The sequence below is a fragment of the Candidatus Limnocylindrales bacterium genome, assembly GCA_035571835.1.
GTDB lineage: Bacteria > Desulfobacterota > Binatia > UBA1149 > CAITLU01 > DATNBU01.
In genome coordinates this window covers 65,021-77,417 of record DATNBU010000029.1, presented here as the reverse complement: position 1 = coordinate 77,417, position 12,397 = coordinate 65,021, and the positions used below count along the sequence as shown (strand labels likewise).

Sequence of the window (12,397 nt, the reverse complement as noted above, 5' to 3'; positions counted from 1 at the left end):
GGCAGTCGGCGACCGCGCGGTTGTCGCTCCCCGGTGTGCTGCCTATGGTCCGCGGTGTGAGCGCGATCGACGCATCTTCGTACGAGCCGGCCGCCGTCGAGCCGGGAGCGCTTCGCATCGAGCACTGGGGCGTCGTTGCGTATGACGAAGCGTTTCGCCGTCAGCTCGAGCTTCACGCGCGCCGCGTGGCGGGCGAGGTTCCCGATACGCTCGTCGTCGTGTTTCATCCGCCAACGTTTACGCTCGGGCGCCACGCGCCGGCCGGCGACATCGTGGCGGGCGAGGCCGAGCTGGCCGCCCGCGGAATCGCGATCGCACGCACCGACAGGGGAGGGCGAGCCACGTATCACGGGCCCGGTCAGGTCGTGCTCTATCCGATCGTATCGATCGAGGAGCTCGGAATCGGCGTAAAAGACTGGGTTTGCCTGCTCGAAAGCGCTCTGATCGATACGCTGGCCGAATACGGGATTGGCGGACACCGGCGCGCCGCGACAGCCGGAATCTGGACGGGCGAGGGCGACGCCGCGGGCAAGATCGCGTCGCTCGGGCTGCGCATCGCGCGCGGCGTCAGCTACCACGGCGTTGCGCTGAACACCGGTTTGGATGCGTCGTTTTTCGACGGTATCGTCACCTGCGGCGTTCGCGGGGAACGCGTGACGACGATTGCCGAAGTGACCGGCAGGCGGCCGGACGACGACGACGTCGCACGAAGGCTTGCGGGACATGTCGAGCGCCGCATCCGGGAGTCTCGCAGCCGCCGATCCGGCGCATGCGCGACCGACCGAACGTAACGCCAACTCTGACTTCAACAGTGAGACCGGAAGATCGATGACCACGCGCACCCGTCGTGACCCTCAAGCGTTAGCCGATGACATGCTGGCCGGCGATGATCGCGTGGCGCTTGCCCGCCTGATCACCGTCGTCGAGAACCGAATGGCCGACACCGCGTCGGTCATGTCGCGCGTGTACAAGAACTGCGGTCACGCATTCACGATCGGCATCACCGGACCGCCGGGCGCCGGCAAGTCCACGATCACGAGCGGCCTGATCACGCACTGCCGTGCGCGAGGGCTTACGGTCGGCATCGTCGCGATCGATCCGTCGAGCCCGTTCTCCGGAGGCTCGGTGCTCGGCGACCGCATCCGCATGCAGAAGCACTTCCTCGACGAAGGCGTCTTCATCCGCAGCCTTTCGACGAGGGGCAGCCACGGCGGCCTTACGCGTGCCGGGCGCGACATCGTGCGGCTCATGGATGCCGCCGGCAAAGACATCATCATCATCGAGACCGTCGGCGTCGGTCAGACCGAGCTCGACATCATGGAAGTTGCCGACACCGTGGTCGTCGTGCTCGTGCCGGAAGCCGGCGACACGGTGCAGGTGATGAAGGCAGGCCTTCTCGAGATCGCCGACGTGTTCGTCGTGAACAAGGCCGATCGTGAGGGCGCGATCCGCATGCGCACCGAGCTCGAGATGATGTTGTCGCTCAAGTCCGTCGAGGATTCTTCCGCGCCCGGATGGAAGACGCCGGTGTTGATGACCAAGGCGTCGCTGGGCGAGGGCATCGAAGAAGTGCTCGATGCCGCGCTTCGCCACCGCGATTTCCGCCGCGAGCATCCGCAGAAAGACCGCAACGCCAGGCGCCTTCGCGCCGAAGTGATGGAGATCTGCGAGGAAGAGGTGATGCGGCGCCTGGTCGCATCGTCCTCCAAGAATTCGATTCTCGAGCGCGTCTCCAACGGAAGCGAAGATCCGTACAACGCTGCGCTCGAGATCCTCGGAGATCGCAATCGACTGCTCGAGATCCTCTCGGCGAAAGGCGGCGACTGAGCCGGTTCCCGCGCATTTGACATCCCCGTCAGGGGCAGTGAAAAACGCGGTCCTTCCTTGTTAGAAATGGCGTTGTAGCTCAGGTGGTTAGAGCGAGGGCCTCATAATCCCTAGGTCGGTGGTTCGAGTCCACCCAACGCCACCAACTAACGCCGGGTCTATTCCGGTCACATAGGTGTCATTTCATACGTTGCTATTCGGCGCAGCGGTTGGGCTGAGAACGACCGTTCGATCGAGGACCCTTCGCGAATCGCGCACTCTCAACCCTTCGGGCGTAGCCGAGGCCTAGCTTTGGACCGGACCACTCCGCACGTTGCGGTTCGCCTACGGACGGCTGTGTCCGGCAAGGAGAAATGAAATGCGAGAATTCCAACTCGGCGGCGCGGCGCTCGCTACAATTGTCGTCCTTCTCACTGGAACATCTGATCTCGCATTGGAATGCGGCGATATAAGCGGTGGGGGTGATAGGGTGCACGCTTCTGACGCCTTGGCAGTGCTGCGGAGGCAGTGGGCGGAGACATAGATCTCCAATGCGTTACGGGCGACTGCCTGGCCCTGGAACCACGACTCAGCGAAGTCGAGCATCGGACTCCAGTAGTGCGGAAGCCAACGGGACCGAACTCGGGACGCTGGTAAGCTCGGAGGAGGATGAGTACGTGGTAATCCTGCCCGTCATCGGGAAGCTGGTACGATTAGATCTACAAAAACACCTCTCGCCGCCGAGGGCCGATCACTACTATGAGCTGGTGGCGCCTATCGCGGCTCCGACAATGACTACATCTCGGCTCTTCTTCGAGCCCAACCACGACGATGGATGCGAGAACATTGTTTTGCAGGCGGACCTCGGAGACGAATGGTGGACAAGCGAGGAGATACAGCTGCCGTTTGTTCTTCCCGCCCCCAGGCCGTCAGAATTGATTTCCCGAAGTAGTTGCGTCGGCTTGGCGGATCCAAGCTTCGAGTTCACAAGACCCATGGCCTCGAGCCGGTAGTGAAGATATAGATGCGGGCGGATCTTGGCTGCGGGCCTCTGGCCGGGTGATCGTCGACAGGGAGCTATATATGCGACTTCGCGCGCTACTCGGACTGTCTCTGGTTCTTTCTCCGCTCGGGGTTCGGCCAGCCGCAGCTCTACTCGGTTTCGACGACGTCAAGGCGATAGGAAGTAATGCGTCGACCGATTCGGTTGGTGAGGCAGTGTTCGTTGGGCTCGATCGTGAAGCCCGCATTGCGACCGATGGAAGCGGGACTTGGATTGCCGTCTGGGCGTCGAGCGATCCTGCGCTCGGCGGGACGCCGCTGAACGGCGAGAACCTCGTGCTCACTCGTTCAACGAATGACGGAAAAACTTGGTCACCCGTGACGGTTCTCGACCTGAACGCAACCAACGAGTAGGGTCCCCCCGCTGCAATCACATATAGCGGAGGAACGTGGATCGTAAGTCGTCTGGACTGCCGACTTGCGCGCTCGACAGATGCGGGTGCCAACTGGTCGCCATCGGTCCCGCTCACCGAAGGCTACTGCATTGCTTCGGACCTCGCCGGCGACGGCGCAGGTAACTGGATTTTCACCGGGCTGATGCGGGGGCACGCTTCATTGTGTCGCGCCCGCGTTCGTTGAGACTACGGGTATTTGGCGACGTTTCCCGGTGGCACCGCCACCACTAACGCCGGGTTTATTCCGGTCCCGTCTCCCGACACTCATTGCCGCATTGCTGGACGCGGTGGCCGGTCGCCCGCGTGACACCCGCGGCGTTAGGGCGTCGGGCACAGAGCCAGTTGCTTGCTACCCCTCCGGCAACAAGCATGGCCGGCCGGAGTCGGCCTTTCGCAACGGGCCGCCCGAGGCACGTTACTCAGCGCGTCGCCGGAGGTGTCAAAGTGGTTCTGGTACGGATCGGGGACATCGTTTCGTTCGCTCCGAATATCGGGGTTCAGGTACACCGAGCGGCGCTCGAAGTCTCGGGCCAGGAGGTGCTCGCAGCGATCCGGACCGCGTACGCGCATATCGACGACAAGCCCCTACAGGACGCCTGCTGCGGTGCTTCCGGGCCGCTTCGCGATGTAGGTATAGTCACGTACGAGCAGTACCTCGGCCTGCTCGATCGAATCCGTATCGACGAGGCAGGGCGATGCGCGAAGCGCGTCCACACGAAGCGACGCCGCGCAGAATACGACGGTCGCCGCTCTCGCCTGGTGCTTGCGCTCATCGAGGCGGGAATCCCGCACGTCTGCGCCGAGCCGGGCTGCGGCGCCATGGAAACGCTGACCGTCGATCACGTAGTGGCGCTGTCACGGGGTGGAACTGACGACCTCTCAAATCTCCGGTTCCTTTGTCGAACGCACAACAGCCGGAAGCGAGATCGGTAGCGACGTCCAATGAGGGGTCTCAATGTCCAAGGCTGTGCTTCTTGACGTGGATACCGAAGGCGAAATCTGGATCGACGCAACCGCACCGATTGAGGTGCTGACCGAGAAAGCGGCGCCGTTTCGTGTAGCGATCCGAGGTAGAGTAGCGGGACAGGGCGACCTACGAGCCGCTGTGTGGCTGAGAACGGAACGCCTCGACGTTCCGCGGCTAATCGACAATTTGACCCGCGCACTGGACGACGCGCGGCGGTTGGGCGCCGACGCCGTTGTTCGGCCCGTGGTGGTGCGCAGCCCGTCGAATGGCGGCATCAATTCTGAGAACGGCAACCTTAGCTTGGCGCTCAATACCGTCTCCGGTGCGGAGCTCCGACTGGAAGTGCCGTATCCGCAAAGCGGCACGCTGCTGGAAGTCGTCAATCGCGCGGTCAGCGCCGCTGCCAAGTGGCACGACGACCACAACCCAGACATCCCCGGCACACCCCGCGAATACTCTGCCGTTCTCGAAGTAGAGCAGATCCAGGTTGCCGAGGAGGTCGGCGGGAAGCGACCGTTGCTGTCGGTTCGGCTGACCGGTGGGGCGCAGTTCGCGTTTCTCCTCGACCGGAAGATGCTCGAAGAGCTTCGTTCGAGACGAGTCCGCAAGCCCGAGCGCGAGGATGGACGGCGACAACGTGACCTGTACTCGACAGTCGCTGACGAAATCGAATGGCTTCACGATGAGTGGTGCGTGACGTTCGCTCCACCGTCCGATGCTGCATTGCGGCGCGGTAGCGCGGCTTTGCGACTACTACTGACCGACAACGGTATTCAAAAGGCCTGGCGCCACCATGGACTCAACAGCCGGCAGCCCGAAGTCTTTGCTCCGGACGTCGAGGCGCTCGCCAAGGAACAGGGCTTCGAGCTTCGCCATGCGGCAGCATTGGTCGCAGGCGGAGGCTGCGTCGATGGTATCGAAACAGCGATGTTGGGTATGGTTGCGACCTACAATCCAAAGACCGGTCAGGGACCCGACGCAGAGTCGGGCTTCGCGGTGATGACGACGTATACCGTGCGCGACGCTCGCGGCGAGTACGAGATCGGACCGCTCCACCAGTTCGTCCGTCGAACGTGGAAGCTGAATGAGTATCTACGGTCCGTTTCGGTCGTGCGTCGAGGCAAGACCGCATCACGTGGCGAGGTGGTTCAGTATTTCGCCAACTTCGCCGGCGGCGTGCACCTAGGCCGTGTTAGCAAGGGCGGGCGCGAAGACGCGAAGGAACGAAACGAGCTGATCGCCGAGCTGGAAGGCAATTGTTTCATGACGTCGCCTCGGATCACGATGGACGGCTTGCACTTCGAGTTGCTATCCATCGGTCAGGCTCTCGGCAACTCGCCCGATTTACTCCGTTTGGCAGCAACAATCCGCGAGGCCGAGGCGTCGGCACCGTCCTAGCGGATGGCTTTTCTTGGCTCGTCAGAGCCGTTAGGAACCGAGAAATGTACTGCGGTGAGTGCGGCACAAGGCTCGAAGGCGACGACCGGTTCTGCCGGGCTTGCGGCGCCGCCGTGACGACTACCACATCGCCAACTGCGACGACCGAACCGGCCGCTACGACGTCGGACTCCTACGACGCCTTCGGCCTGGCGGGTATCGGACTCGGGCTCGGTTCAATCGTGATGCCGTACTTTGCGGCGGTCTTTCTCGTTCCAGTAGCATTCGTATTCGCGCTGCTGGCTTTCTATCGGGGAAGCAGGAGGCTCGGTACGGCCGGAATGGTGCTTTCAGGATTGGGGCTGATTGGCGTCGCGTATGTTTCCAACCAGATTGGCCAGATCATGAAAGATCCGTTCGCCCCGAATCCGCTTGTGGCGAGTGACCCGCCGATAGTTTCCCTAGCAGAGTACGACCGGCTTCGAGACGGGATGACCTATTCCGATGCAGTCGGGATCATTGGCGCGAGCGGCCAGGAACTCAGTCGCTCGGACATCGCCGGCTACTCGACCGTGATGTACTCATGGAGCAACTCCAACGGCTCAAACATGAACGCGATGTTTCAGAACGGCCGACTAGCTAACAAGGCGCAGTTCGGGCTGCGATAGTCCGCGTCCGACGCGCTGCCCTCCGGGCCTGGCGTCGTCGCTGAGCGCTGGTTTGGGCCGCGGCTTCCGTGCAGCCTGCGGACGTGCTCGTTGCATTCGAGAAACTCGTCAAGATCGGTCTGTACCCCGCATTGGTCTCCGTCTTGGCGGTCGCCTGTGGTGCTGAGGTGCGTGCTCCGGACGTTCCAGCGAAGGCCGTAGGGCCGCTGGCCGACCTGGCAATCCTGGGCGTATTCAAGGTCGACGACGCTGCGACAACGGGTTTGATCTTCTCGCGGCGCGCGCAGATAACGTCGGATCTCGACCTCGTCTTTGCGCTCGGCGGCAAGACCTGGGAACAGGAGATTCCCTACCCGGAGCCGAGGAGGCTCGGGCTGTTTCTCCAAGATCGCGACCGTCCTTCGCGCGTCTACAAGCTGATGACCGAGGACGAGACGTCCGGGGAGGACATGCGAGTCGAGCGTGCCACGGCGAGCGATTTCGTCCTTTCCTACATCGAAGAGAAGCCGACGGAGGTCAGTCGGCGCGAAAAGTTTCTCTTCGACGTGCGCGCCAAGGCCCTCGTCGGCCATTTCACCTACACGCCGTGGTTCACCGGCACCGCATTCAGCCGCGGCACACGCGCATTCATCCCGGTGACGGATCATGACCGGGTCCTGGTCGTCGATTTTGATCCCGCGCGCGACGCCATGTTCAAGGTGCTGACAGGCGTGGAAGCAGAGCCGTGGATAAAAGAGGTTCCCATTCGAGATAGCCAGAAGGAAGAGGAACAAGAGGAACTGGAACACCGTCGCAAGGTGCTGGCGGGCGAGGATGCGCAGCACGGTCCTGTTCGGATAAGCCAGGAAGGACCGGAGAACGGCCGAGTAGTGTCTTTCGGTACGGATGCTACCGGCTCGACGACGTTCGGCACGCAGGCCTCGCTGCGCATTGTCGAAGGTGTCACGGAGATCTACGGAACTGAGATCCACGGAGTGGAGGAGATCGGGGGCGACAACCCCAAGCGATACCCGCTGCCGCAATCGACGCCGGAAGAGCTGCGCGCTGCTCGACCCGGGCAGAACGAAGCCGGCATCGTTGAGGACATCGGTGCGTGGGACGTCGAAGCGGATCAGCTCTGGATCGGCAAGACGTTCTATGACGCTGAGGGCGGGACCGGAGTGGGTGGTTTCGGCTGGTTCGATGAGGCCACGCGTTCCTTTCGAATCCTGTCTCCTCCCGAGGTCCGCGACTGGTCCATTACCGCTTTGCACGCAGACAAGGACGCCGTCTGGATGGCGTTGGCTCATCAAGGCGAGTGGGGCGACACCAGCGGCGGCGTGGCACGCTACGATCGCGTCACGAAAGAGATCCGAGTTTTGCCGCTCGACGACGTCGGCAAGCAGTTCGTCCAGGTTGGCGATGGACTTCTGCTCCTGAGTTCCACCTCGATGACGGTGGTTACAGCGGACAGTGTCCGCGTGTTCTTCGTCGACAGGATGAGCGACGGTAGATTGCGGGTGGCCGAAGCGGTCGGGGCTTCATCGTTTCGGTGGGACTAAGGACAACTCATGCGCCGGCGGGCGGCGGCCGGGTCGGGTACGATCGCAATGTCTCAAAGCGTGCAGAGTAGGGGAATTCTTGGGGGCACGCGGCGCGGCAGCCAGTCTGCGTCCGTCGGTACTACGCGCGCTTAGCGCCGTTTCGCGGTGGCACCCAACGCCACCAACTAACGCCGGTCTTTCCCGGTCACATCCGTAACGTCTGGCGGCCGAAGACATGGGTAGCACCCAGGCTACAACGGGTTCGCCGACGCATCGCGAACGGCCGTGCATCGCTCCCTGTACTTCGCGCTGCGAGAACCCCGAGCCACAGCCGCATGTAAATTTCGCGAGATCGGTCCGTACGACCGCCAGAAGACCGGCCAGGATGGCACCCAGGTCATTCTGGACATACCGCGGACGGGACTATACGTGACCACTTCCACAACGTTCTCGACATTGACGACAGCAGCGCTCGTACACCCTGGGGTTCTCTAATGAAGCGATCGACATGGCCTTGCCCTACGCTTGCTGGATTGGCTGCACTGACCTGCGTTTCGTTGACGTGGATGGCGGACCCTGCGTCGGCGGCCACACCCGTGATCTCGGGACCCGTCGTCGCATCGTTCTCGCCCGGGAACGGCCTTTCGGTCACCGTTGCCGGCAGTGGATTTTTGGGCGGCTACTTCCCGCAGATCGTCTTTTCCGGCTCTCTCAGCCTTACGATCACATTGGTGGATATCAACAATCCCGACTACCGGATCAAGAAATGGACCGACGACCAGATCCTCGTCGACAATATCCCCGAGGCGGCACTCACTGCTCAGATCAAGGTCAAGCACTTCGCAGGTGAGAGTACACAAACGACTGTCTCCTATCTGTACGACTGGATCAGTACGTTTGACGCCGGCACGAACTCTTCCAACGCTTCACCGCTGGCGCTTGCGATGGGTACGCAACCGACGCTTTGGATCAATCAGGAATTTCATACCAACTTCCTTAAAATCGATCTGGTGAGCGGCAAGCTCATCCCACTGCCTTCGCCGGGTGGTCGTGCGGTCTTCGAACTCAATGGCAGTTCGTCTCCGATCAGCGGGTCAGGAGAGAGCGTAGTCGTTGATGCGGCTGGAAAGGCCTGGTTCAGCGAGAGCGGGGCGGGGCCACTCTATCCGCCATCGCCCATCCAGAACCACAGTCGAATTGTTCGATACGACCCAGCAGCGCCCAACGCACTGCCGCTGGAGTACAACATTCCTGGCGATGACAACCGACTCTGCGGCCTTGCGCTCGATCCGTCTCGAGGACGAATCTGGTATGCGAGCGGAGCACGTCAGCCCAGCCCTTACTATTCTCCCGCGATGTATGCGCGAATCGGCAGCTTCGATCCGAAGGAGACAACCGCCGAGTCGAGCGGCATCGCATCGATGTACAATTACGATTTTCCTATCGACGGCGCTTACTGCACATATCCGCCGTTCTCGATCGTCGGCACGTGCTCGACGGCCGCCCACAAGCAATGTCTGAACAACGCCGATTGTATTCTTGCAACGCAGGTCTGTGCGATCGGATCGGCATGCAATTCCGAAGCGACCAATCCATCGACGGGATTCAGTTACGATGCGAATGTCTTCCACGAGTACCGGGTGATGGCGGAGCCGCCACCATCCGATCCGCCGGCATCTTATCCGCGGACCATTGGACACATGCTGCTCGACGGAACCGGCACCAGTCGTGCGCTCTGGTACACGGTGTACGACTCGTGGCCGCATTCGGCGAGAATTGGTCGTCTCGATCCGAGCCAGGCTTTGCCTCCGACGGAATATCCTCTCAAGCCGGTTCCGCAGACGGTGACAACCGAGTACTGTCTCGGTTCTCCGCCGCCTTCCGACGTTCGGTGCACGGCGCTTTTCCTAGGTGCATCACCCTGGGAGATCGCAAAGGCGCCGTCAGGCGATATCGTGTTCACGGAACACTTCGCGGAGAGGCTGGGTCGTTTCGACATCACGCGTGCTGCGGATTCGGCCTGCCAGAGCATAGTCGGAGGCGTCAACCCGTGCATCAACGAAGTCGAGATTCCGGCCGCCGATCCGACGACGCACTACATTCATTCGATAGCCTACGACAAGGGCAATAACCTTTGGTTCACGATGTCGTACGCGCACAAAGACCTGCGTGCCACGGTTGGATTCCTCAAGCCGGATTGGAGCACATTCGTGATGCTGCCGGCTCTGTCCGCGTTCGAGCTCGAGTCGGATGGGAACGGTCCGATTCCCTGTGATGAGGCGGCCGGAGAGAACGTCGGCGTAATGGCGACGGGCATGGCTGCCGATCCGGTGCTCGGCGATATGTGGTTTGGCGAGTACTGCAGGAAACGTGTCGGCCGCATCCGTGATGCCAGTGGCGCCCAGAGTCTGCCGATGAACGTTACGACCAACGCCGATGACGCATGGGAGGACAACTCCAACACGAGCCCGTCCAAACCGAAGGTGGATGCGACAACCCTCCAGCTCAGCGCGGCGGTCGACCCCGACCATCCGCGTTCGATTGCGGCCTTTCGCCTGCGGACCGCTGGCGGGGCGTATGGCAAGACTCTGGTGTCCCACCTGACGATGCCGATCAACAGCATCGGCTCCAACCGCGACATCACGCTGCGAGTTTCGGTCGGCGTCCCCAATGACAGCACTTTCAATGCGAGCGTCTACGGGGACATAAGCAACCGCGTGCGGCTTGCGAGCTTCGACGTTCCTTACCAGGTCACACCTTCAACGACGAGCATTAGCATCGATGCGGAGATCACGAGATTGCTGGACGTCGCGCAGCGCGACTCCCATTGGTTGCCGGGACAGGTCAACCACGTGCCGTTCTATGTGTGGCGAACGGATACTCTCGCATTCGGTCTCAATCTGCGCTCACATGAACATTCGTCGGGCATGTCGCCTGCAGTCTCGAGCGTGCGAGGTGGCAGCTGATTGGAACACCGTCCGGTTGCCACTTCGAGATGCTCTGAGCAGGCCTCATTTTCAGTCGTGGCGCTTGCATTTCATTAACCACGTTCCGCTCATCGTGGGCATTCCGAAGTGACATGACTTTGTGGGCATTGCTGCGATCAATTCTCGTCGCGTCTCTCTGCGCTCATCCCATTACACTGGGCCTCCTCGGTCTGACCGACGTAGCGGTGAAAGGAAAGACGGACGGATTATTCGCCGTGCTTGCGACGCCGATGACGCTCGCATTCTTCGGACTGCCCGCGCTGTCGGGAAGCCTGCTCGTGATCGTGCCGACGTACTATGCGCTGTCCTGGCTTGGACATCGCGAAATGGTGCCATTCGCCGTCTTCGCGGTTGGAGCGGGAATTCTGATCTATCTGTTCGTTGCCGAACCTGCTCCGAGCGGAGCAATGCCGGGCGTCGATCAATCGGCTCAGGCTTTCGCCGCAGCCTCTCTCATCGTGTGGTCGGCGTACGCGTTCTTTCGAATGGATCTTCGGCAGCAGGACCGTAGCGGCTTAGAAGCGCCCTAGCGCTCACGCTCCGGTCGAAGCCGCCAGTGGCCGCAGCCGCATCTCCCACCGCCGAGCGAATGGCCGCGCGTACCATCGCGGCGCGCGCGTAGGGCCGAGCAGAACTTCGGACTGGCCGTCGCAGACCCTCGTGGCGTACAGCGATGCTTGCGAGCCGAGCCGCTGCTCGGTGAGAAATCGGGTGAGCATCGTCGAGATCACCAGCAGCTGGTTCTTCGCGACATAGAGCGAAACCAGCTCGGTATGGTCCGTGAGGCGCTTCATCAGTTGCCGGTGCTGGCGGCGATCCTGCAGATGCGTGATCAGCCAGCCGGCCGAAGCTCGCCGCAGAATCGGCCCGACGACCGGCAGCAGCAGCGAGTTCTCGGCGATCGCGCCGAACCACCAGCCGGACTTGTCGTACGAGGCGTCGTCCATTCCCTTGGCGACGATCTCACGCGCAATTTCTCTCGGAGGCCGCTGCACGACGCGCCACGCATCATCGGATTTCGACGCATCGACGAGCGCCGAAAGCGTGGCGGCCCAGAACGTGTTCAGCTGCTCGAGATAGTCGACGATCTGCGCGAGCTTGCGGGAGACTGCTGCCGAGATCTGCGCGCTGCTGTCCTCCACGAGAACGCCGAGGAGCTTTTCCGCCTCCTGTCCGAGAGCCTGCGTCTCGTCGAGCGCCACTCCCTCGGTGCCCGCATGCTCGTGAATCCATCGATCGAGGATCGCCTCCAGCGGATCGTCGGCGATCGCCGCGCCCGTCTGCTCTTCGACGTGTCCGCACTGCCACCGCTCGCGCCATAGCCCGAAGCCGCCGAGCTTGGCCACGTCGCGGATGTCGAGCTCGATCTTTGCGAGAGGAAAAGCTCCCGGCGGACACGCGCGGGGCCGAAGGGCAGAGAACCTGCCGTTTCCCGCTGTACGTCCGCAGTCGAAAAGCGCGTAGCTGTCGGTCATGTTCCTGCTCCCGGATGCGACGCAGTCATCTCGGTACATTGCCGTACTGAGATGACCGGCCGGTTTCGTATCAGGCAGGATACTCGACCGCGGAGCGGCGTGCGCGTTTCGCGGAGGACAGAAGAGACTTTTCTGCG

The 12,397-nt window shown here is 62.0% G+C and carries 10 protein-coding genes and 1 tRNA gene; 9 read left to right on the top strand and 2 right to left on the bottom strand.

Going from position 1 to position 12,397, the window contains the following annotated elements; genetic code table 11:
* Nucleotides 1-56: 56 nt before the first annotated feature.
* The 4 genes from lipB to VN634_12735 all read left to right on the top strand — a co-directional run bounded on the left by lipB (nt 57) and on the right by VN634_12735 (nt 3,222).
* Complete coding sequence (gene lipB / locus VN634_12750; GenBank protein ID HXC51751.1) at nt 57-791, top strand: lipoyl(octanoyl) transferase LipB; 735 nt, start codon at nt 57-59, stop codon at nt 789-791.
* A 37-nt stretch (nt 792-828) separates the two neighbouring features.
* A complete protein-coding gene (gene meaB, locus VN634_12745; GenBank protein HXC51750.1) occupies nt 829-1,827 on the top strand; it encodes a methylmalonyl Co-A mutase-associated GTPase MeaB in 999 nt (332 codons plus the stop codon).
* A gap of 68 nt (nt 1,828-1,895) precedes the next feature.
* A tRNA-Met gene (locus VN634_12740) sits at nt 1,896-1,972 on the top strand.
* Nucleotides 1,973-2,889: 917 nt separating this feature from the next.
* Complete coding sequence (locus VN634_12735) at nt 2,890-3,222, top strand: hypothetical protein (GenBank protein HXC51749.1); 333 nt, start codon at nt 2,890-2,892, stop codon at nt 3,220-3,222.
* Between the two features lie 626 nt (nt 3,223-3,848).
* On the opposite strand, the gene VN634_12730 is transcribed toward VN634_12735, so the two are convergent.
* The gene (locus VN634_12730) at nt 3,849-4,106 is read right to left on the bottom strand and encodes a hypothetical protein (protein ID HXC51748.1); all 258 of its coding nucleotides are present in this window, start codon (nt 4,104-4,106) and stop codon (nt 3,849-3,851) included.
* A 112-nt stretch (nt 4,107-4,218) separates the two neighbouring features.
* On the opposite strand from VN634_12730, the gene VN634_12725 reads away from it, so the two are divergent.
* The 5 genes from VN634_12725 (at nt 4,219) to VN634_12705 (ending at nt 11,315) form a co-directional block, all read left to right on the top strand.
* On the top strand, nt 4,219-5,628 hold the full coding sequence (locus VN634_12725; GenBank protein HXC51747.1) for a hypothetical protein: 1,410 nt from the start codon (nt 4,219-4,221) through the stop codon (nt 5,626-5,628).
* Between the two features lie 44 nt (nt 5,629-5,672).
* Nucleotides 5,673-6,275, top strand: a complete 603-nt coding sequence (locus tag VN634_12720; GenBank protein HXC51746.1) for a zinc-ribbon domain-containing protein — start codon at nt 5,673-5,675, stop codon at nt 6,273-6,275.
* Between the two features lie 83 nt (nt 6,276-6,358).
* Complete coding sequence (locus tag VN634_12715; GenBank protein ID HXC51745.1) at nt 6,359-7,816, top strand: hypothetical protein; 1,458 nt, start codon at nt 6,359-6,361, stop codon at nt 7,814-7,816.
* Nucleotides 7,817-8,331: 515 nt separating this feature from the next.
* Nucleotides 8,332-10,764, top strand: coding sequence for a hypothetical protein (locus VN634_12710; protein HXC51744.1), 2,433 nt, complete (start codon nt 8,332-8,334; stop codon nt 10,762-10,764).
* A gap of 206 nt (nt 10,765-10,970) precedes the next feature.
* A complete protein-coding gene (locus VN634_12705; protein ID HXC51743.1) occupies nt 10,971-11,315 on the top strand; it encodes a hypothetical protein in 345 nt (114 codons plus the stop codon).
* Between the two features lie 3 nt (nt 11,316-11,318).
* Here the strand turns inward: VN634_12705 and VN634_12700 are convergent, their stop codons facing one another.
* Nucleotides 11,319-12,260, bottom strand: a complete 942-nt coding sequence (locus VN634_12700) for a hypothetical protein (protein HXC51742.1) — start codon at nt 12,258-12,260, stop codon at nt 11,319-11,321.
* Nucleotides 12,261-12,397: the final 137 nt, after the last annotated feature.

Bases quoted from the DNA above. Each gene is read 5' to 3' on its own strand.
- VN634_12720 (HXC51746.1), top strand. From the start codon at position 5,673: ATGTACTGCGGTGAGTGCGGCACAAGGCTCGAAGGCGACGACCGGTTC.
- meaB (HXC51750.1), top strand. From the start codon at position 829: ATGACCACGCGCACCCGTCGTGACCCTCAAGCGTTAGCCGATGACATG.
- VN634_12700 (HXC51742.1), bottom strand. From the start codon at position 12,260: ATGACCGACAGCTACGCGCTTTTCGACTGCGGACGTACAGCGGGAAAC.
- VN634_12735 (HXC51749.1), top strand. From the start codon at position 2,890: ATGCGACTTCGCGCGCTACTCGGACTGTCTCTGGTTCTTTCTCCGCTC.
- VN634_12725 (HXC51747.1), top strand. From the start codon at position 4,219: ATGTCCAAGGCTGTGCTTCTTGACGTGGATACCGAAGGCGAAATCTGG.